This is a genomic window from Bartonella sp. AP3QHHD, from assembly GCF_042195765.1.
GTDB lineage: Bacteria > Pseudomonadota > Alphaproteobacteria > Rhizobiales > Rhizobiaceae > Bartonella.
On the sequence record NZ_JBHIPC010000080.1, the window covers coordinates 1 to 25952 of the forward strand.

Annotated in this window: 20 protein-coding genes; 12 read left to right on the forward strand and 8 right to left on the reverse strand. The window is 37.1% G+C overall.

The genetic code is table 11. From position 1 onward, the window contains the following. Positions 1-76: 76 nt before the first annotated feature. From ACFIL7_RS04655 to ACFIL7_RS04670, 4 genes are all read left to right on the forward strand, one after another. Entirely contained in the window at positions 77-295 is a 219-nt protein-coding gene (locus ACFIL7_RS04655) for a hypothetical protein (RefSeq protein WP_375683401.1), read from the forward strand. 6 nt (positions 296-301) lie between these two features. Continuing rightward, positions 302-1339, forward strand: coding sequence for a tyrosine-type recombinase/integrase (locus ACFIL7_RS04660; protein WP_375683402.1), 1038 nt, complete (start codon positions 302-304; stop codon positions 1337-1339). Between the two features lie 889 nt (positions 1340-2228). Next, positions 2229-3443, forward strand: coding sequence for an NADP-dependent isocitrate dehydrogenase (locus tag ACFIL7_RS04665; protein WP_375683403.1), 1215 nt, complete (start codon positions 2229-2231; stop codon positions 3441-3443). A 118-nt stretch (positions 3444-3561) separates the two neighbouring features. After that, positions 3562-4989, forward strand: coding sequence for an MFS transporter (locus ACFIL7_RS04670; protein WP_375634462.1), 1428 nt, complete (start codon positions 3562-3564; stop codon positions 4987-4989). 41 nt (positions 4990-5030) lie between these two features. Here ACFIL7_RS04670 and ACFIL7_RS04675 read toward each other — a convergent pair whose 3' ends face one another. From ACFIL7_RS04675 to ssb, 7 genes are all read right to left on the reverse strand, one after another. Next, positions 5031-6230, reverse strand: coding sequence for an MFS transporter (locus tag ACFIL7_RS04675; RefSeq protein ID WP_375634461.1), 1200 nt, complete (start codon positions 6228-6230; stop codon positions 5031-5033). A gap of 1211 nt (positions 6231-7441) precedes the next feature. After that, entirely contained in the window at positions 7442-8560 is a 1119-nt protein-coding gene (gene tgt / locus ACFIL7_RS04680) for a tRNA guanosine(34) transglycosylase Tgt (protein ID WP_375634460.1), read from the reverse strand. 1440 nt (positions 8561-10000) lie between these two features. Then, a complete protein-coding gene (locus ACFIL7_RS04685; protein ID WP_375617764.1) occupies positions 10001-10513 on the reverse strand; it encodes a peptidylprolyl isomerase in 513 nt (170 codons plus the stop codon). Between the two features lie 18 nt (positions 10514-10531). Next, positions 10532-11116: a peptidylprolyl isomerase gene (locus ACFIL7_RS04690; RefSeq protein ID WP_375683404.1), complete on the reverse strand. Its 585-nt coding sequence runs from the start codon at positions 11114-11116 to the stop codon at positions 10532-10534. Positions 11117-11118: 2 nt separating this feature from the next. After that, complete coding sequence (gene coaD, locus ACFIL7_RS04695) at positions 11119-11625, reverse strand: pantetheine-phosphate adenylyltransferase (protein ID WP_375633839.1); 507 nt, start codon at positions 11623-11625, stop codon at positions 11119-11121. Between the two features lie 24 nt (positions 11626-11649). Beyond that, a complete protein-coding gene (gene gyrA / locus ACFIL7_RS04700; protein WP_375636823.1) occupies positions 11650-14433 on the reverse strand; it encodes a DNA gyrase subunit A in 2784 nt (927 codons plus the stop codon). Between the two features lie 227 nt (positions 14434-14660). Continuing rightward, entirely contained in the window at positions 14661-15167 is a 507-nt protein-coding gene (gene ssb, locus ACFIL7_RS04705) for a single-stranded DNA-binding protein (RefSeq protein WP_375633841.1), read from the reverse strand. 333 nt (positions 15168-15500) lie between these two features. Here ssb and uvrA point away from each other — a divergent pair, with 333 nt between their 5' ends. The 4 genes from uvrA (at position 15501) to ACFIL7_RS04725 (ending at position 21990) form a co-directional block, all read left to right on the forward strand. Next, positions 15501-18416 (forward strand): excinuclease ABC subunit UvrA, encoded by a 2916-nt coding sequence (gene uvrA / locus ACFIL7_RS04710; protein WP_375643017.1) that lies wholly within the window; start codon positions 15501-15503, stop codon positions 18414-18416. Positions 18417-19480: 1064 nt separating this feature from the next. After that, positions 19481-19819, forward strand: a complete 339-nt coding sequence (locus ACFIL7_RS04715; protein ID WP_015856528.1) for a P-II family nitrogen regulator — start codon at positions 19481-19483, stop codon at positions 19817-19819. 59 nt (positions 19820-19878) lie between these two features. After that, positions 19879-21288 carry a type I glutamate--ammonia ligase gene (glnA, locus tag ACFIL7_RS04720; RefSeq protein ID WP_375634454.1) on the forward strand — a complete coding sequence of 470 codons (1410 nt, stop codon included), beginning with the start codon at positions 19879-19881 and terminating at the stop codon, positions 21286-21288. Between the two features lie 156 nt (positions 21289-21444). Beyond that, on the forward strand, positions 21445-21990 hold the full coding sequence (locus tag ACFIL7_RS04725) for a hypothetical protein (RefSeq protein WP_375621407.1): 546 nt from the start codon (positions 21445-21447) through the stop codon (positions 21988-21990). Between the two features lie 34 nt (positions 21991-22024). On the opposite strand, the gene ACFIL7_RS04730 is transcribed toward ACFIL7_RS04725, so the two are convergent. Further along, complete coding sequence (locus ACFIL7_RS04730; RefSeq protein WP_375643021.1) at positions 22025-22807, reverse strand: ATP12 family chaperone protein; 783 nt, start codon at positions 22805-22807, stop codon at positions 22025-22027. A gap of 646 nt (positions 22808-23453) precedes the next feature. On the opposite strand from ACFIL7_RS04730, the gene ACFIL7_RS04735 reads away from it, so the two are divergent. From ACFIL7_RS04735 to ACFIL7_RS04750, 4 genes are all read left to right on the forward strand, one after another. After that, entirely contained in the window at positions 23454-23876 is a 423-nt protein-coding gene (locus ACFIL7_RS04735) for a hypothetical protein (protein ID WP_375634453.1), read from the forward strand. A gap of 125 nt (positions 23877-24001) precedes the next feature. Further along, on the forward strand, positions 24002-24757 hold the full coding sequence (locus tag ACFIL7_RS04740; protein WP_375634452.1) for a DUF6421 family protein: 756 nt from the start codon (positions 24002-24004) through the stop codon (positions 24755-24757). After that, a complete protein-coding gene (locus ACFIL7_RS04745) occupies positions 24736-25206 on the forward strand; it encodes a hypothetical protein (RefSeq protein ID WP_375633846.1) in 471 nt (156 codons plus the stop codon). Before ACFIL7_RS04740 ends, ACFIL7_RS04745 begins: the two co-directional genes overlap by 22 nt. Further along, positions 25203-25907, forward strand: a complete 705-nt coding sequence (locus ACFIL7_RS04750) for a DMT family transporter (protein ID WP_375676885.1) — start codon at positions 25203-25205, stop codon at positions 25905-25907. The genes ACFIL7_RS04745 and ACFIL7_RS04750 overlap by 4 nt, the downstream gene beginning before the upstream one ends. Positions 25908-25952 lie beyond the last annotated feature (45 nt).

The following is a 25952-nucleotide window of genomic DNA, read 5'->3' on the forward strand; positions in this document are numbered from 1 at the left end:
CACCCTTCTTAACACTTTCAAGTAATGCGTGATTCACGCCACACGTGAATTGCATCTCAATGTAAGGAGAAAAGATATGGCACCTCGTAAAGCTATCATAACGCAAGCAGACATTGCACGAGCTTTAAGAGAAGCAAAAAAGCAAAAATGCGAACTCATAGAAATCAAACCTACTGGTGAACTGCTTATCTATCTTAAATCCGATATTCCAATACCAAATTCAGTTAGCCACCCAGACAAACTTTTAGATTTGTCAAAGAATGAATATTACGAAACCGCACTCTCTAAGATGTAAAATACCATGCCTAAACCACGTCCTCCTCATCTTGTCAAAGAAGTCACACGTCATGGTAAAATTATATGGTATGTACGTATTGGTCATGGACCACGTATTAGAATACGCGGCACCTATGGAACGCAAGAGTTTGTTGATAACTACAAAAGCGCACTTGCCGAGTTACAAGGGCTTATACTTCCTAAATCAAAAACTGGTAAGCTAGTCGAAGGTTCATTCGCATGGCTCCTTAAACAGTATTTTAACAGCTCCAATTGGCATAGCCTTTCTAAAGTCACCCAAAAACAAAAAGAACTCATTCTTATGAAGGTATGTGATACCATAGGAAACATTCCATACCAAGCAATTGAAAAGAAACATATCATAGCCGGTGTTGAACGGCGTAAAGAAACACCAGCAATGGCTAGAAATTTTCTGAAAGCCCTTAATGGACTTTTTAATTGGGCGATTGATCAAGGTCTTTTGGAAAATAATCCAGCTTTAGGAATAAAAAGACCCCCCCTCAAAAACAAAGAGGGATTTCCTGTTTGGACAGAAGAAGATGTTGAGAAATATTATCACAAATGGCATCATGGTACCCATGAACGTGTCTGGATTGATGTTCTTTTATATACGGGCTTGCGTCGTGGTGATGCGGTACGCATTGGCTGGAAAGATGTCAAAGACAATATTATTCATCTCAAAACAGAGAAAAGTAAATTCCAAACAGATGTTTTTCTTCCCATTTTACCGGAATTAGCTAAAACGCTTGAAACTGGTCCTATTGGAGAAGAAACATTTATCTGTAGTAAAGTGAATCAAAAATTCACCAAAGAAAGCTTTGGGAATGGATTTAGAGACGCTTGTAATGCTGCTGGAATTAAAAAATCGGCGCATGGATTAAGAAAATTAGCCGCAACACGTGCAGCTAATTCTGGAGCAACAGTATCACAATTGAAAGCAATTTTTGGCTGGACAGAAGATCAGATGGCATCCCTTTATACAAAGAGTGCAGATCGTAAAAGACTAGCTCTTGAAGCTATAAAAAAGCTCCAAAAAAGTTAGGGGCAGAGACAAAAAAACGTAATAGAATCAAAATTCATTAATTCCCTTATATTCTATATAATTCTTTGATTTTATTTACTCTATACCCGCCCCTTGGGCGTACCATAATTCTTTTTTCTATGTGTAATACATTCATTTTATTCGTATTCTTAAAAATGAGGAATGCATAAATAAAAACGAGGGAATAAGATTTTTAAAGGGATCTCTTCGTAAAAAAGATACAAGAATCATTAGATAATTGATTTCTTTGTTGCATTTCGAAGATAGTGTTTTACTGCGCAAAGTTAATAACAATAAAAATCGATAAAATATAAAAATTAGAAGGTTCTAGCTCGTGATCCGGTGAGTTTATAAGCCATATTCTTGCGTATACCGTTAATTTTTAAATTAAAACCAGCCACATCATTTATACGTTTCTTCCAACCTTCAAAACTAAAATTCACCCCAAAACACATCTTATATGAAGCATTTTTAATTACGGTGCCTTTTCACATTAAACTTTTCTATAAACAAACAGACCGTAATCTTAGAATTGAAATGCGATATAAAAATAGATTCTTATTCACCTAACACAACAAATCAAGAAACTATAATTTAGAATACAATCAACTTATTAAATGGAAACTCTGATAATAAAAATGCATAATCCTTGACCCCCAGTGATCTAACTACCTTATCTATTAAACAGATTCTTCATCAATCATAGAATAATTATAGATTTGCAAACACATCACTTCTTTTCAAAAATTAAACCCTCCAACAAAATTTACACTCTATTGATCATAGATTCTAAAAGATCATATTTGAGTGCTTTTTTCCCTTATTTTTACTTTTCATTATAAACTTGAAAGTGCTATAAAGTAGTATCGCTTAAAAAAAAGGACTTCTAATGGCAAAGATCAAAGTAGAAAACCCCGTTGTTGAACTTGATGGGGATGAGATGACCCGTATCATCTGGAAATATATCAAAGATAAATTAATCCATCCCTATCTCAACATTGATCTCAAATATTATGATCTTTCCGTCGAAAATCGTGATGCAACCAATGATCAGGTCACTATCGATTCTGCCAATGCTATCAAAAAATATGGGGTTGGTATAAAATGTGCAACCATCACACCTGATGAGGCACGCGTTAAAGAATTTAACCTAAAAAAAATGTGGAAATCACCTAATGGCACAATCCGCAATATTTTAGGAGGAGTCATTTTTCGCGAACCCATTATCTGTAAAAATGTCCCTCGCCTTGTTCCTAACTGGACAAAGCCAATTATTATTGGACGTCACGCTTTTGGTGATCAGTACAAGGCAACAGATTTTAAATTTCCAGGAAAAGGGAAATTAAGTATTAAATTTGTAGGTGATGACAATCAAGTTATTGAACATGATGTTTTTGATGCCCCAAGCGCAGGGGTTGCTATGGCTATGTATAACCTTGATGAGTCAATTCGTGATTTTGCTCAAGCATCCTTTAATTATGGACTACAAAGGAATGTCCCAGTTTATCTTTCAACAAAAAATACCATTCTAAAAACTTACGATGGTCGTTTTAAAGATATCTTTCAAGAAATATTTGATACGGAATTTAAAACTGAATTTGAAAATCGTAAATTATATTACGAACACCGCCTCATTGATGATATGGTTGCTTCTACAATTAAATGGTCAGGAGGCTATGTATGGGCATGTAAAAACTATGATGGTGATGTTCAATCTGATATTGTTGCCCAAGGCTTTGGTTCTCTCGGTCTCATGACTTCTGTTCTTATGACACCAGATGGTAAAATTGTTGAAGCAGAGGCAGCACACGGCACCGTAACACGCCATTACCGTCAGCATCAAAGAGGCGAAGAAACATCAACAAATTCTATTGCATCTATTTTCGCATGGACGCGTGGACTGGCACACCGTGCTAAACTAGATAACAATGAGAAATTAAAAAGCTTTTCCGCGACATTGGAAGAAGTTTGTATTAAAACCGTCGAAGAGGGTTTTATGACTAAAGATCTCGCACTTTTGATTGGGCCTAAACAGAAATGGCTTTCTACAACAGGTTTCCTCGAAAAAATTGATGAGAATCTCAAAAAAGCAATGGGCAATTAAGTTATTACTTAAATTAAAATTCAAAGCTCTAAACAGAGCTTTGAATTTCTCTTGGCAAATTCAAAGAAGTACCTTATAAGTAAAAATAGGATAAATTTTTATTAAATAGCAAAAAACAGTGAAAAAACAGGGCTGGTCTGCGCTTTTATTGGGTAAAAATGGTCTTTGCTTTTTAACGTTTACAGGTGGAGTTGTGTTACACGCCACCAACGTTTATATTGTTATTACTATTTTACCCTCTCTTATGAATCATATTGGGAGTGAAATATATTATTCTTGGGTAGCTACTGTCTTTATTACAGCTTCACTCGTGGGTACTTCACTTGCAACAAAAATATTAGGGAAATTAGGTCCTCGCAATGCGTATGTTATTTCTGGACTTATCTTCACCCTAGGCACTTTTATGTGCAGCATTTCTTCATCTATGCCATTGTTTTTAATAGGACGCTTTATTCAAGGATTTGGAAGTGGTTCTTTGTTATCCCTATCCTATTCCATGGTACGGATTGTTTTCAGCCCATCTTTATGGTCACATGCATTAAGTATTATCTCTGGAATGTGGGGAATATCAACCTTGTTAGGACCAGCAATCGGGGGGCTTTCTGTATATTATGGCCTATGGCGAGCATCCTTTTTGGTCATTGGCGTATTAGCTATATTTTTCTCACTCATCGCCTTTAAATTTTTACCAAAAAAGAATGAAAACTATGTTCCAACATCCCCCCTCCCTCTTCTCCAACTTTTCATACTCACCTTATTGATTTTTATCATTTCTGTTGGAGGAGCTATGGACACAACAATGGCAAAAATTTGCGGATTAGTTATCGGACTTAGTCTTCTCTTTGTTCTAGCAAAAATCGAATCATATAGCTTTCATCCTATGTTGCCGCGCAAATCCTTTTCTTTCTCTTCTGAAATTTTTCCCGTTTACGCATTAATACTCGTGATGACAACAGTCGTGTACAGTATAGAACTTTATTTACCACTTTTTCTTCAAGAGCTTCATGGACAAGCTCCCCTTATAGCCGGTTATATAGCAGCACTTATGAGCCTAGGGTGGACATGTGGAGCCCTCTCAAGTGCTGCTGTCTCCACAAAAAAAATTCGCAACATCATTATATACTCGCCCCTATTTAAACTGTTAGGCATAGCGATTCTTTTATGGCTCATCCCAACAGAAGTTTCCACACTCGAATATATTTTTATTATTTGCTTAGCACTATTTTCTATTGGAATCAGTGCGGGCATAGCATGGCCACATTTGCTCACACGGATCTTGCAATGTACAAATGATGAAGATGCTCTACGTGCCAGTGAATCCCTTACCTCCGTACAACTATTTTCAGCTGCATTGAGTGCAACTCTAGCCGGAGTGATAACCAATCTTGCCGGTCTCTTTAATCCTGGAGGAACAATAGGAATGATCTTAGCAGCAAAAACTCTTCTTATAGTGCTCATTGGTTTTTTATTGTGTTTTGCTATTCCATTAGCGCTGCGCATTTCTTACTGCATATTAAAAAATCCAACAGGACATTCCAATAATTAAATAAACATAAAAATACCTTCTTCATTAAAAAAATGAAAGTATTAAGCATGCTTTTCCATATACCATGAGACGCAAAAAATCACTAATCCACACAAAGTTAGAACACTTCCTAAAATAGCTGTATATTCATAACTATAGCCCAATTTTAAAACTAATGCTCCAGATTCTGCACCAAGAGCATTAGCAATATTAAAAGCAGACTGCATTAATGCTCCTGCCAAAATCTGTCCCTGTAGTGCAACATCCATAATTTTTGTTTGTATAGAAGGCATAGCAGCAAAAGAAGTTCCAACAAAAAAGCATCCTATTGCCGCTGTTAACGGAGCATAAGATAAAAAGAAAAAAAGAAAAAAAACAAATACGCTCCAAAGCATAGAAAAAAATATCATCGGCGAAATACCAATTTTAACGGCCAATTTAGGCCCCAAGAGATTTCCTACCACCATACCCAATCCAACTAACGGCATGATAAATGGTACCAACTCAAGTGAAACACCAGAAATATGCATTAACGTTGGCTTGATATAAGTGAAAACAGAAAATAATCCTGACGCTCCCACCGAAACCATCAACAAAAGAAGCCACACCTGCTTTTGCTTTAATGCACCCATTTCGTGCAAAGGATTCGTTTTTGGAAAACTTAAATCACAAGGTAAAAAATTCCAAATAAGCAAACAACATAATAAAGCAATCATACCCACAAGGACAAAAGCAATCTGCCAACCAATAAGTTGACCAATCCAAGTAGCACTGGGTGCTCCCAAAACGGTTGCAATTGTTAAGCCAAGCATAACATATCCAACAGCTTTAGAACGTTCTTTCATTTCTACCATTGAAGAGGCAACCATAGCCGCAAGTCCAAAATAGATTCCATGGGGAAGTCCACTGAGAAAGCGTAATACTACTAATATGCTAAAATCAGAAACAAAGGCACTAGCAATATTTGCTAAAGCATAAAAAAGCATCAATCCTATCAAAACAGTTTTGCGTGATACCTGAGCTGTTGCCACAGCTAAAAGAGGTGCTCCAATCACAACTCCTAATGCATAAGCAGAAATATATTGACCAGCGGTAGGAATATCAACATATGAACTTCGTGCTATCTCTGGCAGTAGCCCCATTGCAACAAACTCTGCAGTACCAATAGCAAAACTCCCCACGGCAAGAGCTAAAATTATTAAACGCCGTATTCTCGAATCAATTTCCAATGCAAGAACCTTTTGTTTATAAGAATCCCTCATATCATCACTTCTGGATAGGAGTTTTAACTGTAGATATCTGTAATACACACAAACAAAAATTCAAAACATTGTTATACGCATGCCCAATAGTCCCCAATGAAGTTTTAGAAATATTTTGATATATAAAGCATTTTATGAAGCTTTAGGTAAGATTCTTTAATGGAAAATCTTTGAAACCCTCAAGGTTATAAACGTATTCACCTATTTTTATCAGATCTGCCAAATAATAAACTTTGTCTCCTATTTTCAGCAGTTCCAATTTTACAGTGAAACCTTTTTTTGCAACTATATACTATACCCTATAAATAATTCTAAAATTTGTCGAATAATGCACTTCAAACAAGTGAACCACATCTCATTATTATCTTGATATAAGGATTAAACTTCTCCAAAACTTATTGTTTCTTTGTTTTTGCTACCTGAATGCAGATCCTCCAAATCGATAAGCTATAATTTCAACTTTACGCCATTCTTATAAATTATTATAGATTCTTTTAAAAATTCTCATGATAATAGTACTTGGTTTCTAGATTTATTAAATATCCTCTTTTAGGCATCTTTACCCCTCCCTCCTCTAACAGAGGAATCGCATCAGATATCTAACTCATTATCTTTAAATTAAAATATTCACGTAAATATATTGTACTTATTTTCAGATAAATTCTATAAACAGAGCATAAAACAAATATAATAATTTTTATCTCAATATATTCATCGATATTTTATAAATGTGCTAATTATCGTGATTAATATTTAATTTTTTATGACATAAAATATATAATTATAATATTTAAAATGTTGTAATCTTATTTTAGTTTTCTTTTAATTTTCTAAAAATTTATCTATTCGATTGTATATAACCTATTCTTTACCTTTAGTAATAAAAAACACAAATTATCTCATAAAAATAAAATTTTCATACTTCTTTAAGAGTTCGCTAACGCCTCATTAACATTGTTGCTTTAAACAGTCATCAGAAACAGAAATAAACTGTTTTTCTCCGGATCAGGTAGCGCGTACCGGAGTAACAGTTTCTGTTTTATATAGTAATTAGAAAAAGAATATATGCCCTATAAAACCGCACTTCTATATCTTAGGATAGTGGAATTTATAATTTTGGAAGGTGTTTCTAATTTCATATTTTTAGCTAAATTTGTAAATGCAAGAATAAATTCAATAAAAAAATGAAACGCTATATTACGATTAATATTTTAGCGTCCTTGTGCCCATAGAGCGCGCGTTTCAGCGCAAAAATCAGCATAACAGCCTTCTTCAATGGCATCACGAATTCCCTGCATCAGTTGTTGATAATAAAAAAGATTATTCCAAGTCAACAACATCCCCCCAAGAGATTCACCAGATTTAATCAAATGATGCAAATAAGCACAACTATAATCATGTGCTGCTGGACAAAGTGACTGCGGATCAAGAGGATGTGGATCTTCTGCATAACGCGCATTACGCAAATTAATTCTACCAAAGCGGGTAAAAGCTAAACCATGACGTCCTGCACGCGTCGGCATAACACAATCAAACATATCAACACCACGAGCAACACTTTGTAAAATATCATCAGGTGTCCCTACCCCCATAAGATAGCGTGGTTTATCCTCTGGTAAAATCGGACAAGTAGTATCCAATACTGCTGTCATAACACTCTGCGGCTCACCAACAGCAAGCCCTCCAATAGCGTAACCTTTTAAATCCATTTCTTTTAATGCTTGAGCAGAACGTTCACGTAGTTTCATATTATCACCACCTTGAACAATACCAAACAATGCTTTATTGGGCTGATCTCCAAAAGCTGTTTTACAACGCTGCGCCCACCGCAATGAAAGTTCCATAGCTTTTTCCATTTCTTTTTCAGTTGCAGGTAACGCAATACATTGATCCAACTGCATCTGGATATCTGCACCAAGAAGTTCTTGAATTTCGATAGAACGCTCTGGACTCATTTCATAGTAAGCTCCATTAATGTAAGAGCGAAAAATCACACCTTGTTCAGTAATTTTACGGATTCCCGCCAATGACATAACCTGAAAGCCACCAGAATCGGTTAAAATAGGTCCGCTCCAGCGTGAAAATTCATGTAATCCTCCCAAACGCGCAACACGTTCAGCTCCTGGACGTAACATTAAATGATAAGTATTCCCTAAAATGATATCTGCACCAAGATCACGTATCTGATCCATATACATAGCCTTAACGGTTCCTGCCGTTCCAACAGGCATAAATGCAGGTGTACGAACACATCCTCGCCCCGTTATAATTTCGCCTCGACGTGCATACCCATCTTGAGCAATTTTTCTATAATGAAATGTCTTTATCATAACTCTCGTCTTTTTGATTCCATCACTGCATATCTCTATAGAAAGAAAAAAGATATCCCCTTACGAGCATTGTCATAAGCTTTATGAATTAATTTTTGATTCGCTCAATATTGTAACCAGCATAAAAAATTAAACGAGATAAAAGAACATTTCTTGTTAAGAAATCACCATAATAAAAGTAATAATCTAGCTCCAGAAAAATAGTAAAATCCTTATAATATCATACCTCAAAATACCTACGCTTAACGCACTAAAGCCTTAATAGAACTACAAAATTATTATCACAATAATCTCATCTTAACATACTTCCATAAGCAATAACTTTGTACGCATAGAAGAAAATTCTGAACGCATTGTACAGCCTACAATATTGTTTACTTTTACAGATAAAAATTTTTCATCTGCTGAGCACGGCGATCCCCACGCTTAATAAAAGCGCAAATGAGCATAATCATTTATCCCCTTACAATATTGAGATAGCTCTTGGCACTTGAGATAATTCACAAAAGGAATTAACGTGTAAAAACACTTAAAAAAACTAAAAATGCTTTTTGTAAAGATTCTCAAATATCAAAAGCTCTATCGTAACATTAGAGGCTGAAAAAGCGTATGATGTCCCCCTCTTGCTCCTTCACAAGCTTTAAAGATGGTGGTGCATAATAGATTTATAGCTTTAAAACTATACACGCCACGAACGTCATTATGGAAGTGAATGTTGATATGTACTGAGAAATGCTTCTTAAAAAACACGTAAATGTGCAACATTAAGTATATTCCATTTGGAGCGTTCCTCTATTAAAAAACGAGAAAAATAAAAGCGTAAGTCCATGCATAATCTTCATTATTTAAAAGATATTGCATTAGATACTTTTAAAAAAGTAAAGCTGCATTAAAAAGGAGATGGCAAGACTAGCCATTTGTTTCACTTCTGCGCCTTTATTATATTCTTCTAAGATTAATTCTTATTTTAAAGATTACGATAATATATAAATGCTGGTTTTCCACCTTACTAGGAAAACTGGATGAGCTAGTAAAGCTCTTATCCGTCTTAATATGTGTTTCAAATATGCTTCTGCATTAGGATTGAATGTTGATTTACGAGCAGAAACAAAAGCACACGCTCTCTTAGGAAAGTAACATCATAAAACCATTAAGAGCGGCAATGGATTGAAGAGAAATGCCGAATTTTTTATAAAACACTTTGCCAAACAACAACCATAATACAATAGACTTTGCGTTTTCTTATTCTGACAGGTATTTGTACAAATCCTTTGCGTTATATTCTTCAGGAAGATCCAATTGAAGAAAATATATGGACAATGCTTAGCTCGAAATTATAAAAGGTAAGCGTGATACTACAAAAGAGTTTCGTGTGCCTTTATTGATCAGAAAAGAGTATTTTTTCTTAGAAACTTATAATTAAAATCAGTATAGTTTATACTATTCTACATCCGCAGCAATAATGGCTTTGGTAATTGAATCTGGATCTGCAACAGGTTCACCACGTTTAATTTTATCAACATTTTCCATACCTTCAACAACCTGCCCCCATATGGAATATTGACGATCAAGCCACGGAGCATCTGCAAAACAAATAAAAAACTGAGAGTTAGCAGAATTTGGATTCTGACTCCGTGCCATAGAAACTGTACCACGCTTATGAGAAAGATTTGAAAACTCTGCTGTTAAATTTGGTTTTTCTGCCCCCCCCATACCAGCACGTGATAAATCGAATTTATCACTATCCTTCTTTCCAAATTGCACATCCCCTGTTTGCGCCATAAAACCATCAATAACGCGATGGAAAATAACATTATCATAAGCACCTTCACGTACCAGTTCTTTAATACGTGCAACATGACAAGGTGCTAAATCAGCAAAAAGCTCAATAACAACTCTGCCCTTTGTTGTTTCAAGAATTAAAGTATTCTCTGGATTTTTATTCTCAGCCATATGGAAAGCTCCCTTGATTCATTTCTCAACTTGTAAAGTAGCAGCATTAATAACATCAGGATTTTTTACAGATCCATTATTACTTGTCGTACCTTTTTTTATTTTATCAACAACATCCATCCCCTTTATAACCTCTCCAACAACCGTATACTGACCGTTTAAAAAAGCAGCATCATCAAAACAAATGAAGAATTGAGAATTCGCGGAATCCGGATCTTGTGATCGTGCCATCCCAACTGTACCACGCTTAAATGACTGTTTTGAAAACTCTGCCGGTATATTAGGATAATTTGAGCCACCCATACCAACGCGTTTCAGATCAAAATCTCTACTGCCTTTTTTTCCAAATTCTACATCACCAGTTTGCGCCATGAAATTAGAAATTACACGATGAAAAACAACATTATTATAGGCCCCCTCCTCTGTTAATCTTTTGATTTGCGCAACATGTTTTGGCGCCAAATCAGGACGCAGACGAATAATAACATCACCATCTTTGAGAGATAAAACAAGAAGGCTTGCATCATTTGCTGGGCTAGGATTACCAGCGACAGCAGACAATGAAAAAAAACATATCAAAACAGCAAAAATTCTACGAAACACACTTATTCTCCCTTAAAAGATTGGTATTTCGAGCTTAAAGCTTGTGCAACATTGGGCGGTACAAATGGTGTCACATCACCTCCCATAGAGGCAATTTGGCGTACCAATGTAGAAGTTATCGCACGCCCAGAAACACTTGCCGGCAAAAAAACAGTTTGCAATTCAGGAGCTAGAATGCCATTCATCCCTGCCATTTGCATTTCATAATCAAGATCAGTACCATCACGCAATCCACGAACGAGAAATGAAGCACCAACTTCACGCGCCTTTTCAATGAGAAGGTTACTAAATGAAAGAACCTGCAATCGATTAGAATCTGCACCAAATAAGTCCTTCCCGACCTGCGTAATGAAATCAACACGCTCTTCGAAGCTAAAGAGTGTTTTTTTGTCAGCCTGTATCCCTATAGCGACGACCACCTTATCAGCTAACACAAAACACCCTTTCAAAACATCAAGATGACCATTTGTAAGAGGATCAAATGAACCTGCGTAAAGAGCAATTTTCATGATTTTACTCCTTCCTCTTCAAAATTATTTTTCTTCGCTCATATCAATCGTATCAGAATGCTTCACACTTTCATCATCTAATGAACTCGTATCATCTTCAGGTTCAGAAATACGTTCAACCGACACGACTCTTTCACCTTCAGCTGTATTAAAAATCGTAACGCCCTTAGTTGAGCGCCCAGCAGTACGAATTCCCTCAATAGGGACACGAATAAGCTGCCCCCCATCTGATACCAACATAATTTGATCTTGCGCCTTCACCGGAAAAGCCGCTACTAATTTACCAATTTCAGCTGTTTTAGATGGATCTGTTGCGCGAATCCCTTTTCCGCCACGTCCCGAAATCCGGAACTCATAGGAAGAAGAGCGTTTACCATAACCAAACTCACTCACCGTCAAAAGCATTTGTTCACGTGCATGAAGTTCTGCATAACGTTCATCTGTTAACTCTGTTTCAGCACCCCCATCTTCCTCATCAAGAGTTATAATATCTTCAATATCAGCATCTGTACCAGAAGCACGCCGTTCATTCATTACACGTTTAATATAAGCAGAACGCTCAATGGACGTCGCCTCGACATGCTCTAAAATTGTCATCGAAATGACTTTATCGCCTTTAGCTAAATTGATACCACGAACTCCCACAGAATTACGCCCAGCAAAGACCCGAACATCAACAACTGGAAAACGGATACATTGTCCATTGGCTGTTGTTAGAACAACATCATCATGTTCTGTACAGGTTTCAACAGAAAGAATTTCATCTTCTTCATCAAGTTTCATCGCAATTTTACCATTACGATTAACCTGAACGAAATCTGATAATTTATTACGACGCACAGTTCCACGTGTTGTCGCGAACATAATATCTAATGCACTCCAGCTCGCTTCATCTTCAGGCAAAGGCATAATCGTTGTAATACGCTCACCTTGTTGTAAGGGAAGCATATTGATCAAAGCCCGCCCACGCGATTGGGGTGTCCCCAGCGGCAGTCGCCAAACTTTTTCCTTATAAACAATCCCACGTGATGAAAAGAAAAGAACCGGAGTATGCGTATTGGCAACAAACAACCGCGTTACAAAATCCTCATCCTTCGTGGACATACCAGAACGCCCCTTACCACCACGTCGCTGTGCACGATAGGTATTAAGAGGCACACGCTTAATATAGCCACTATGGCTTACCGTTACCACCATATCCTCTGATGCGATCAGATCTTCACTCTCCATCTCAGCGCTACCAAAACCAAATACGGTACGTCGCGGCGTTGCAAATTCCTCACGAAGAGCACTCAACTCATCCTTAACAATACACATAATGCGTACACGTGATGCCAAGATCTCAAGATAGTCAGCAATATCCACACCAATTTTATTCAATTCATCAGCGATTTCATCACGCCCAAGGGCTGTCAATCGTTGCAAACGCAATTCTAAAATAGCACGCGCCTGTTCTTCAGAGAGATTATAAGTACCATCCTCATGAATAATATGACGAGGATCATCAATAAGTTTAATCAAAGGCGCGACATCCATTGCTGGCCAGCGTCGCTCCATTAACTGTGCACGTGCTGTCTGCGGATCAGGAGCTTTGCGAATAAGCGCTATAATTTCATCAATATTGGCAACAGCAAGGGCAAGACCAACCAAAACATGTGCTCGCTCACGCGCTTTACGCAAAAGATATTTTGTTCGCCGACTGACAACTTCTTCCCGAAAAGAAACAAATGCACGAAGCATATCAAGCAACGTCATCTGTTCGGGTTTTCCCCCATTCAAAGCAACCATATTACAACCAAAGGAAGTTTGTAGCGGCGTATACCGATATAATTGGTTTAAAACAACTTCCGCAACAACATCTTTCTTCAGCTCAATAACAACGCGATATCCATCACGATCAGATTCGTCACGCAAATCAGAGATTCCCTCAATGCGTTTATCGCGCACCAATTCAGCCATTTTCTCAATCATTGTTGCCTTATTAACTTGATAAGGGATCTCACTCACAATAATTGCTTGTCGACCACTGCGAATTTCTTCGATCTCAACTTTAGCACGCATAATGATTGAGCCACGCCCTGTTTCATAAGCTGCACGAACACCAGAGTGGCCAAGGATAATACCCCCTGTAGGAAAATCCGGACCAGGAATAATTTCAATTATTTTATCGAGTGTGATATCGGGATTATCAATCAAAGCGATACAACCATCAACGACTTCACCAAGATTATGGGGAGGAATATTGGTTGCCATTCCCACAGCAATCCCCCCTGACCCATTAACCAAAAGATTGGGAAAACGCGCTGGCAAGACAACCGGTTCACGCTCACGCCCATCGTAATTATCCTGAAAATCAACAGTATCTTTATCAATATCAGCTAAAAGTTCTTCTGAAACTTTTTCTAAACGACACTCAGTATAGCGCATAGCCGCGGGTGGATCACCATCAACGGAACCAAAATTTCCCTGACCATCAATCAATGGATTTCTTAAAGAAAAGTCCTGCGCCATACGCACTAAAGCATCATAAATTGAAGCATCACCATGGGGATGGAATTTCCCCATAACCTCACCAACAACACCAGCAGATTTACGATATGACTTATTAAAAGAAAGCCCCATCTCATTCATAGCATAAAGGATACGTCGATGAACAGGCTTAAGACCATCACGAACATCAGGGAGTGCACGTGAAACAATCACGCTCATCGCATAATCGAGATAGGAGCGTTGCATTTCATCAATAATACTGATTGGTTCAATACCTGTTAGCACATCACGTTCTGGGTGTGGAGTAAGATCGGTCACAATTTTAAAACTTTCAAAAAAGAATCATTTCACTTTATTTATATCGAAAAATACACCAAAATGCTAATTTCTCCCCCATGACAAAAAGTCATTTAACAATATTTTTCAATATGTTATTAATTTATGTTAAAATTACCAATAATAATCAACAATTTTCACTTCGCTAAACTTCAAAAATCTGAAACAAACAAATCATAAAGTAATCGTAATACGACAAATAAAGACTCTTAAAAAGGTACGTCATCATCTAATTTGTGTGAAAAATTTTCTCCCAATTGATTATTATTTTGACCAAACGTATTTCTCTGATTTGAGTTACTATCGGCAAAGCCACCACTATAACTCCCCCCTTGACTTGCTCCTTGCTCCCCGCCCGCGGCTCCCCGCCCATCAAGCATTTGTAATTCGCCACGGTACTTTTGCAAAACAACCTCTGTTGTATAACGGTCATTTCCATTTTGATCTTGCCATTTTCTTGTCTGTAACTGCCCCTCAATGTAAATTTTGCTGCCTTTTTTTAAATATTGCTCTGCAACTTTGACAAGGTTTTCATTAAAAATAACAATATTATGCCACTCAGTGCGTTCTTTTCGCTCATTTGTATTCCTATCACGCCAACTTTCTGAAGTAGCAATACGTAAATTTGCCACTTGGTCACCAGAATTCAAACGGCGGATTTCAGGATCCGCACCAAGATTACCAATCAGAATAACTTTATTAAGGCTACCAGCCATCGCATAAACTCCAAAATTTTAATTCGTAAAATACTCTGTTTTATAACAGTTATAACCATCTCGATCTTCAATTTACATGTCTGCAATTGACCTTCAATATGGATATTGCTATCCTTTCCCAATATTGTATCCGTGTAATTATAACAAAAGATGATAAAGACGCATAGTTTATTCCACCACAAGAGAATAAAAAGCTGCTCATTTGTATTTTTCTTTTCACAAAACTTATACCTTCCTTTAGCATTAAAGCAGTTAAACACATTGTAATTCTAAAAAAACAGTTTTATTCCATTTTAGGTGCTCAATTTTTGCCACATATGCCAAGGATAAAGTATGACTCATCAAAAATATATCTCCATTCGCGGTGCACGTGAGCATAACCTTAAAAATATTGATCTCGATCTTCCTCGTGATAAACTCATTGTTATAACAGGACTTTCTGGATCAGGGAAATCATCCTTAGCGTTTGATACAATTTACGCTGAAGGACAGCGTCGCTATGTCGAAAGCCTTTCAGCCTATGCACGCCAATTTTTGGAAGTCATGCAAAAACCTGATGTCGACCGTATAGACGGTCTCTCTCCAGCTATCTCCATTGAACAAAAAACAACCAGTCGCAATCCTCGTTCAACGGTAGGTACCGTTACTGAAATCCACGATTACATGCGTCTTCTCTTTGCACGTATTGGTATTCCTCATTCTCCTGTGACAGGACTTCCTATTGAAAGCCAGACAGTAAGCCAAATGGTGGATCAAATTATGTCCTTACCAGAAGGAACGCGAATTTTTATTATGGCCCCTTTGGTGCGAGGACGAAAGGGAGAATATAAAAAAGAGCTAACAGAACTTTTAAAAAGAGGATTTCAACGCGCTAAAGTTGATGGAAAATTCTATGAAATCGCTGATATTCCACCTCTTGATAAAAAATATAAACACGACATCGATGTCGTGGTAGACCGCATTGTTGTACAGAAGGATATCACCTCTCGCTTGGCTGATAGTATAGAAACCTGTTTACAGCTAGCAAATGGGCTTGCCATTGCTGAAATGGCAGACCAACCCTTAGCACAAAAAGAAACGACAAAGGAATCTGCTCATAAGTCGAAAAATAATACACACAAACGGCTCATTTTTTCAGAAAAGTTTTCCTGCCCTGTATCGGGTTTTTCTATTCCTGAAATTGAACCACGCCTTTTTTCGTTTAATAATCCTTTTGGCGCCTGTCCTCTCTGCGATGGACTGGGCATCAAAAAAGCAATGGATCCACTGAAAATTGTGCCCAATAAAAATCTTACCCTCAAAAATGGCGCCATTGCTCCTTGGGCTAAATCGGATTCACTTTATTATAGCCAAACCCTAGAAGCATTAGGAAAAGCTTACGGTTTCAAACTCACAGATCAATGGTGTGAACTCTCTAATGAAGCACAACAGGCTATTCTCTACGGTACAAAAAGAGATGAAATTTCTTTTATCTATAAAAATAATTCTGGTTCGCATAAAACGACCCAACCTTTTGAAGGAATCATCCCTAATATGGAGAGACGCTGGAAAGAAACTGATTCTGCTTGGTCTCGAGAAGAAATCGAACGTTATATGTCTTCTTCGCCCTGCCCAGCTTGTCACGGTTATCGTTTAAAACCAGAGGCACTTGCTGTAAAAATCAACGGAATGCATATTGGGCAAATATCAGATCTTTCTATTCTAAAAGCAGATGATTGGTTTGCCAATGTTCATCAATATCTCACAGAAAAACAACGTAATATCGCCGTACGTATTTTAAAAGAAATTCGTGAACGTTTGGCTTTTTTAAATCATGTAGGATTGGAATATCTTACCTTGTCTCGAAATTCAGGAACGCTTTCAGGTGGAGAAAGCCAACGCATTCGGTTGGCATCCCAAATTGGTTCTGGTCTTACAGGCGTTCTTTATATTTTAGATGAACCATCTATCGGTTTACACCAACGCGATAACGAACGCCTGTTGGAAATGCTGCGCCATTTGCGCAATCTTGGCAATACAGTTATTGTTGTTGAACATGATGAAGATGCTATTCTCACAGCGGATCATGTTGTCGATATGGGGCCTGCCGCGGGCGTTCATGGTGGAGAAATCATAGCGCAAGGGACACCGCAGGAAATTATAGAAAATTCAGCCTCTCTCACAGGCCAATACCTTTCAGGAAAAATGGCTGTTAAAATGCCGACAGAGCGACGCAAAATATCAAAAACGAAAATACTTAAAATCATCGGCGCCAAAGGCAATAACCTCAAAAATATCAATGCGAATATTCCTCTTGGAACCTTCACATGCATAACTGGTGTTTCTGGAGGAGGAAAATCAACATTTCTTATTGAAACGCTTTTCAAAGCAGCATCACATCATATCATGGGCTCTCATCATACTCCTGCCAGCTATGACAAAATTGAAGGATTAGAATTTCTTGATAAAGTCATCGATATCAACCAGTCCCCTATTGGACGCACCCCACGCTCTAATCCCGCAACCTATACAGGCGCTTTTACACCGATTCGTGAGTGGTTTGCCGATCTTCCAGAATCAAAAGCCCGCGGTTACAAAGCTGGGCGTTTTTCATTTAATGTTAAAGGAGGACGTTGCGAAGCATGTCAAGGTGATGGAGTCATCAAAATTGAAATGCACTTTTTACCTGATGTCTATGTTACTTGCGATGTCTGTAAAGGAAAACGCTATAACCGAGAAACACTAGAAATAAAATTCAAAGGACAGTCTATAGCCGATATTTTGGATATGACAATTGAAAAGGCAGAGGAATTTTTCCAAGCTATTCCCGCTATTCATAATAAAATGGAAACTCTCATTAAAGTAGGATTGGGTTACATAAAAGTAGGACAGCAAGCAACCACACTTTCTGGTGGGGAAGCACAACGTGTAAAACTTGCGAAAGAACTTTCTCGTAAAACAACGGGACGTACACTCTATATTTTGGATGAACCGACAACAGGTTTACATTTTCATGATATTTCCAAACTTCTTGAAGTGCTTCACGAACTAGTCGAGCAAGGCAACACAGTTATAGTCATTGAACATAACCTTGATGTTATAAAGACAGCCGACTGGATTATTGATTTAGGACCAGAAGGTGGAGATCGCGGTGGTGAAATTGTTGCAATTGGACGCCCTGAAGACATCATTAAGGTTCCCGCCTCCTATACGGGAAAATTTCTAAAACATGTTTTACTGCGCCCATCTCTCTATAATTCCAATTCTTAGAAACGCTTTCTATTGTAAAATACAGCATACTAACAAAGCCTGTACTTTTATTATTACCTGTAAACCAACACCTAATTTCAGTGGTGCAACACGTTTGAAGCAAAGACTAAAAACAATTTAGCGCTTTATAAGCTGTTTCAGTTGTCGTATTGCCAAATAGGAACGCGCACATAATTGCGTATTTATTCTCTGTTTTGTTTATACCTGAAACGACCAGACAACCTAAACTGGGAAGAATATGAAGTTTTAAGGGTATAAATAAATTTCTATATTTCCATTTCCTTTTAATTTATCTTTATGATTTTCCAAGGCATCCACAGCAATATCTTATAATGAAGATTGCCATTGCTTCACACTTTTATTTATCGCGTTCCTTAATGAAGATCACATTCCTCACGAAGGAACAAAACGCCCCAAACGGAATATATTTGCGTTGCCAATTCCCACATCTGTTTTAAAGAAACATTTCTCAATGCTCTCAAGCCCATTTCACAACGGCTCCTATGAATGCTATAATGATAAACTCATTATTGTACACCACCATCTTTACATTTATGAATCGGCATCATCACACTTTTTTCCAATATTTTTCTTCCCTACTCCCTAATATTGTAAAGCCTTTAATTATCGAAAGCTTTCATAAAAAGCATTTTATTTCTTTTTTCAAATGTTGTTATCCACACACTCATAACTATTTATGATATATAAAAGTATCGTTTTGATTGATTGACGATAAAAAGATCTAAAATGAGAAAATCTTACGCTATTAGAGTTTCTCATTCAATGTGGAGAGCGTCTAATTATCCTTATAAGTCAAGATATTATCTAATAAAAAAGAAACAAAACTCTTTTATTATATTATTTGAATTCTGTATAAGAATTGTAAGTTTTTTTCCCAAAAAACAGTATTTGGCTGTATTCTACAAAAGAAACTCTCCTAACAAAGCATAGAGTGTCATTATTTTCGACTTTTTGTGCACAAAGTATCTGTTGGACATCTTACAGTTGTCAATATAATGTGATGCAGTCTAAAAAGACAAAATAACGTTGGAGATAATTTCAGCATGAAAAAAATTGAAGCCATTATAAAACCTTTCAAACTTGATGAAGTGAAAGAAGCGCTTCAAAAAATTGGGTTACATGGTATTACAGTAACAGAAGCGAAAGGTTTTGGTCGTCAAAGGGAACATACAGAACTTTATCGTGGTACGAAATATGTTGTTGACTTTCTACCTAAAGTAAAGATTGAAATTGTTGTGTCCGATGAAAAACTGGAACAAACTGTTGATGCAATACGTAAAGCAGCTCAAACCAAACATATAGGGGATGGAAAGATATTTGTCTTTTCCATTGATGATGCAATTCGTATAGGCACGGACGAAACCGGTATCGATGCCCTTTAATAAATAACGAGAAAATTCACTTTTTTATCCACCTCAACGCCATATTAAGGAAATTGAATATGACAACCGCATCAGATATTATCAAACAGATTACAGACAACGAAATCCGTTTTGTTGATTTACGTTTCACTGATCCACGAGGAAAATTGCATCATATTACAATGGATATCGCAGAGATCAGCGAGGATACTTTTAGTGATGGTGTCATGTTTGATGGTTCTTCAATTGCTGGTTGGAAAACAATTAATGAATCTGACATGATTTTAATGCCAGATCCAGCAACAGCACATATTGATCCTTTTTTTGCTCAATCTACTTTGGTCATATTTTGTGATGTACTTGATCCTGTCTCTGGTGAGTTTTATCGTAGAGATCCTCGTTCTATCGCCAAAAGGGCTGAGGTTTATATGAAATCTTTAAACATTGGAGATACAATCAATGTGGGTCCAGAAGCTGAGTTTTTTATCTTTGATGATGTACGCTATAAAACGGACCCTTACAACACAGGGTTTAAACTCGATTCAAGTGAACTTCCCTCTAATGATGATACGGAATATGAAACAGGAAATCTAGGGCATCGCCCACGAATAAAGGGAGGCTACCTTCCTGTTCCGCCGATTGACTCCTGCCAAGATATGCGTTCTGAAATGCTCACAGCACTCAAGGATATGGGCGTACAGGTCGAAAAACACCATCACGAAGTAGCAGCAGGACAACATGAATTGGGTATTCGTTTTGATACACTTGTTCGCGAGGCTGACAAGATGCAAATTTTTAAATATGTTGTACATCAAATAGCAAACAGCTATGGGAAAACAGCAACCTTCATGCCAAAACCAGTTTTTGGTGATAACGGCTCTGGAATGCATGTCCACATTTCCATTTGGAAAGATGGTAAACCCATTTTTGCAGGAAATGAATATGCCGGACTATCAGAAACCTGTCTGTTTTTTATCGGTGGTGTTATTAAGCACGCAAAAGCAATAAATGCTTTTACCAACCCATCCACAAACTCCTATAAACGTTTGGTTCCTGGTTATGAAGCTCCTGTTCTTCTTGCCTATTCAGCACGTAATCGTTCTGCATCTTGCCGTATTCCTATGAGCTCCTCACCAAATTCAAAACGCGTAGAAGTTCGTTTTCCAGACCCAACAGCAAATCCCTATTTGGCATTTGCAGCCCTTTTAATGGCTGGTCTTGACGGTATCAAAAACAAAATTCATCCCGGACATGCTATGGATAAAGATCTTTATGATCTTCCCTTAAAGGAACTTAAAGAAATCCCTACTGTTTCAGGAAGCCTGCGTGAAGCGCTTGAAGCACTTGACAAAGATCGTGGCTTTCTTAAAGCTGGCGACGTTTTTGATGATGATCAGATTAATTCCTTCATTCAAGTAAAGATGCAAGAAGTCTTGCGTTACGAAACAACACCCCATCCTGTTGAATTTGATATGTACTATTCTGTTTAAACAATCAATACGCATTCTTTTGATTTTAAAAATGGAGGCTTTTGCCTCCATTTTTGTGGATATTCTTCTCATGCAAAAGCGCAAGAGGCTTTTTGCTCGTCCGCTTTTCCTTTATAATGTGTTGAATCTCTTCAAATGAATTAACAAAGGTTTCTAATGCCGCGAATTTGTTTTCTCGTTCCCGTTCTTTTATGCATTGTCTTTATCACATCAACAACTAAAGCACATACAATAACCAACCAAAAACTTACAACTCTTGAGAAAGCAACATCTGCTTATAGTAAAGCACTTAAAAATGCCGATGCAAATGCCATCTTAAATGCTATTCCTCCCCAAGTCATCAACCGCTTAACCGCCAAAAAAAATCTTAATCAATCACAATTTCTACAAATCATGAAAAGCCAAATAGAACGGTTGGCAGAAAGTTACAAGATTGAAACGATCAACATTGATCAAAAACAAAAACGTGAAGGTACCCTTGATAATGGTACCCCTTATTTTGTTATACCCGTGGAGCTTGTAACCACAACAAATGCTGGAAAAAAATGCTCTATTCAAACTGAAATTATTGCCCTACTTCACGATAACCAATGGTATTTTATCCGTGGCAATGACGAAGCGCTCTTAACCATAACCAATGAACTATTTCCTGGACTTGATAAAGTAAAAACCAATCCTCAAAAAGTCACAAAAATACTCTGAGCGAAAAGAATGCACGTAAATAAAAGATTTTCCCCTATAAACAAGTTGTAACAATTGTAGCAGCAGCATTAAATTCAACTTTTTTATGAGCACGGCGTGCTATTGTGTCTTTATCCGTTCCCCATTGCTCCATCATCCAATCTTCATCTAAATGGGCAATAGACCAAGCATGATCAGCATCAATGTTTCCCGCAGCAACAGCAAGAGCAATGAGAGCAGATCCCGTTAATGTTGTCATCATATGAAGTGCCGCAAGTATATAAGCAGACTCAACTCTACGTAAATAATGACTCACAGCTTGAAGTGCTTCTGGTGATTGTTCCACATGCATCAGCCCTTCTGTCAAATAAAACCGCGCACCCAGTTTTTTTTCTGCCCAATCTAATAAAGGATCCCATTGTTCAGATTGTTTTTGCACCAACTCTTTAGGTGTCTGTGCACGATAAAAGATCATATCACATGCAACGAAACGCAATAAATCTTCAAAAACCGCCTGCATATCATCAGCGATACCATCAATAACAGTATTAACCAAACGCGTCATCGGCATTTTTGCAGGATCAACAACGTGCTTTTGGTTCTCAAATTCCTGAGCAACGTATTCAGCAAACACTTCTGTTGGCACATGAAAATGACGCCTTGCGGGCGTTTTTACAGGACGTTCATCCAACAAAATCGTAAAGCCGCCCTCCTCACAAGCGATCTTCACTTGCTTATAAAACCGTTTTGGGTGTGATTGGAATGAAAGATTTTGAATCTTTTGAACAGAACTCTTTTTATTCAATGGCATATCAAAATGATCCAAAATCTCACGCATATTTGTTTACCTCTGATTTTTTCAAGAAAGCGACTGTTTCTTTAGGTTCTGTAGCTTCAATAAGGTTTAATCTGACCTTCTTAACGATTCCAAAGAAGAAAAAAATCTTGCCAATCTCAATCTAACTTAAGAGTTATATTTCATGTTTCTTTTACAAACAAGACAATGATGATTGCCTTTTATATATTTAATACAATCATAATAGTAAAACAATTTTTAAAAGTATTATCTTAATTAAGACGTTAAATATATTGAGTTTTATGGCAAAGATGTTCACGCCTTACCAATTTGCTTATTATTCACCTATAATAGTATTATCAATATGAACAGATTCAAAAACGCTGCTCATCCAAAAAATGATAGAGCAGTACGGTTTACGTGTCATTCACCTTCGCTTAACCATTCCAATAATTCTCTAACATATCCAATAAATACCCTGCATAGAATTTTTCTGCTCAATTACTCCCCTAAAAGACAATGTTTTACGGCATGATAGAATAATGAACAGACAAAATTATAATTGTAAATTTTCTTTCATATATACATTATTTTATAAAGCACTAAATTACTTAACGCATTGTGCTTGATATACTCTACATATTACAATAGTTTAAATTTAGTCATATAATTATAAAGAATAGAGATCATGCAATCTGAAAATAATACTTTTATCTATACACTTGGCCCTGCAGATACTAACTGTGCAGCAGCAGCACAGTGGTGGCTTGACAATCACAATAGAAGTGTTTTGTTCACTGACTCGAGATCCCGTATTATCTTATACGCAACTCTTGAAGAAGCATTTAATGAATTTGCTCAGAAAAAGGATGGATATCTCTTAAGCTGTGCTGCTTACCCTGATTTGCATACACTCATATTTACCCGTTTAGGTGATATGCAATTATTTGACAGCTTTATCATGCCTACTCACTCTATGGTTTTAGCTAAACGCAATAACATTGATGAAATTAAAACCGTAGCGACTCATCCTGCCCCGCAATCTCTGGTAGCTCATCAATATGACAAAGTATTTGCCAACAGCAATGCTGATGCAGCCGTTTCTTTGTAAGGCTGAAAAAGCCGATGCTTGTATCACAACATCGGTTGCGGCAAATCGCTATAGGCTGAGTATTGTCGAAAATTTTGGACAAGTGCCAATGGCCTTTTTGCTCCACTCACTAAAGTCAACTAATCATGAAAAAATCTGAAGCGCTTCTTTCCATTGTTAACTTAGTTGACAAATTCCGTATGCGCCAAGAACGAGATGGGAGCATTAAAGAACCAACTTCAGCAGATAATAATATGATCAATGAATTGATCACTCTGCTGAACCACCATGCTAATATTCTTGACGGATTATCTCCAAAACTTTTAGCGACCATTTCTGATGATCTTCATCAGTGGATGATCAGCGGTTTAACGACCCCTCCTCAATTTGATAACACTTTGGCTGCTTTCAAAGCCCCATTACCAGATGCTCCCTTGTTTTTCTTGGCTCCAATGCGTGCAACAAATGGACCTGATCCAGAAGGATTCCGGCTGGAATTAGTTACAGGATATCGTCATGAAACGGCCTATCTTGCTGACGCCTCAAAATATACAAATAATTATCTGTCACCTTTTCAATGTATAAAAATGGGAATAGCATCAAGAGGTTTTTTAGAAGGCAATTGCATTGTTCTATTCCCAGAATCTGTAGCAACTGCTCAAAAAATTGTTAAGCAAGCATTTGCTTTGTTTTTTTCAGTAAATTCTTTGATATTTACAATAAGCAAACAATTGTGGAAGCTGAACGTTTACTCGGCCGTGATAGTAAATTCCTATTCGGTCAATTGCATAGTCGAAACTTATCTAAAGAAGACATTTACGATGCTCGCTGTTTGTGGGGCTATTATCATGACTATGCACATCATACTGGACCGCGGCCATTGGATAAAAATCTATATATAAAATTAAATTGGTTCACTGGTCTTCTAGAAGAAACTAAAGTTGATTTAATTACAGTGCGTATTATGCTACAAAATCATCCAAAATTTTGGAAAGAAATAACTGAATTTGTCCTATTAGAACGCATATTCCGTTATCCAAAAGATTCTGATCAGCATATGACATTCGATGCTGGTACAGGGATCTTGCTTTTTGAAATATTGATGCGGAACAAAGCATTGATTGAAACAAATCAAGGTTATCTTCAATTTGATTTGGAGTGTCTTGAAAAAGTAATAATATTGATGATAGCAGATATAGAAGCACTTGAAGCATTAGATGATGACGCTTATTTGGCAGGAGCTAAAGATTATATCCAAAATAATCTTGGAAAACCACAGACCTCAAAGTCACGATTTAATTTTTCAACATCATCTTATGCACAGCGAGTGATTAGAGGATTAAATCATTGAGTTTTATAAAAGGACGATTACTATTATTTACTTTTGCCATTCTAGCATTGTTTTCCATAAGTTGGTTATTATCTAAGAATTTGGTTAGCAATATACCCGTCATGCATGCGGTTGGACTTAGGTTGTTTGCCACCGCTGCCACCTTATGGCTGATTGCAGTATTTCGTGAGAAAGCTGTTTTCAGATCCCTACCATTGCTTTCCATGATACCTTCTTTTTTAATTCTATCAGTATTAGGATTCTCGCTGTATTTTGTATGCAGCTTTGGTGCATTAAAATCACTCAAAGCCAGTGATTTAACCATGGTGCTCGCTACTATTCCAGGAATTACTTATATATTAGGTGCATTGACAAATGTCCTTAAATTCTCATGGCTGAAGCTTAGTGGAGTGATAATTGTCAGTGTAGCAGCTGTGGCATTCAATATAAACAATGGAGAAGGTGGATACAGCCTAATAGGAATAGCTCTTGCTTTAACAGCAGCCCTTTCTTACTCTGCTTATGGCTTATTGTCTAAACGTTATCTTAAAAATTTACCTTTGCTCACCTCACTGGCTTGGATCACGACAATTTCTGCAGCATCATTTATGCCATTATTTATTTTTGATCCTGCCCCACTCTTATATCTTAAGTTAGAAGATATATTTAAAATATTGATTTTAGGAACTGTTTGCTCGGCACCAGTTTACGTATTATACTAAAAAGTTTTAGCCGAAGGAGGCGTATTATACGCCAACACTATCGGC

What these genes read in the sequence shown, in the direction of transcription:
- ACFIL7_RS04715 (WP_015856528.1), top strand. Translation starts at nt 19,481, where the DNA reads ATGAAAAAAATTGAAGCCATTATAAAACCTTTCAAACTTGATGAAGTG.
- ACFIL7_RS04675 (WP_375634461.1), bottom strand. Translation starts at nt 6,230, where the DNA reads ATGAGGGATTCTTATAAACAAAAGGTTCTTGCATTGGAAATTGATTCG.
- ssb (WP_375633841.1), bottom strand. Translation starts at nt 15,167, where the DNA reads ATGGCTGGTAGCCTTAATAAAGTTATTCTGATTGGTAATCTTGGTGCG.
- ACFIL7_RS04735 (WP_375634453.1), top strand. Translation starts at nt 23,454, where the DNA reads ATGCAATCTGAAAATAATACTTTTATCTATACACTTGGCCCTGCAGAT.
- ACFIL7_RS04740 (WP_375634452.1), top strand. Translation starts at nt 24,002, where the DNA reads ATGAAAAAATCTGAAGCGCTTCTTTCCATTGTTAACTTAGTTGACAAA.
- glnA (WP_375634454.1), top strand. Translation starts at nt 19,879, where the DNA reads ATGACAACCGCATCAGATATTATCAAACAGATTACAGACAACGAAATC.
- uvrA (WP_375643017.1), top strand. Translation starts at nt 15,501, where the DNA reads ATGACTCATCAAAAATATATCTCCATTCGCGGTGCACGTGAGCATAAC.
- ACFIL7_RS04725 (WP_375621407.1), top strand. Translation starts at nt 21,445, where the DNA reads ATGCCGCGAATTTGTTTTCTCGTTCCCGTTCTTTTATGCATTGTCTTT.
- ACFIL7_RS04730 (WP_375643021.1), bottom strand. Translation starts at nt 22,807, where the DNA reads ATGCGTGAGATTTTGGATCATTTTGATATGCCATTGAATAAAAAGAGT.
- ACFIL7_RS04685 (WP_375617764.1), bottom strand. Translation starts at nt 10,513, where the DNA reads ATGGCTGAGAATAAAAATCCAGAGAATACTTTAATTCTTGAAACAACA.
- ACFIL7_RS04655 (WP_375683401.1), top strand. Translation starts at nt 77, where the DNA reads ATGGCACCTCGTAAAGCTATCATAACGCAAGCAGACATTGCACGAGCT.
- ACFIL7_RS04665 (WP_375683403.1), top strand. Translation starts at nt 2,229, where the DNA reads ATGGCAAAGATCAAAGTAGAAAACCCCGTTGTTGAACTTGATGGGGAT.
- tgt (WP_375634460.1), bottom strand. Translation starts at nt 8,560, where the DNA reads ATGATAAAGACATTTCATTATAGAAAAATTGCTCAAGATGGGTATGCA.
- coaD (WP_375633839.1), bottom strand. Translation starts at nt 11,625, where the DNA reads ATGAAAATTGCTCTTTACGCAGGTTCATTTGATCCTCTTACAAATGGT.
- ACFIL7_RS04660 (WP_375683402.1), top strand. Translation starts at nt 302, where the DNA reads ATGCCTAAACCACGTCCTCCTCATCTTGTCAAAGAAGTCACACGTCAT.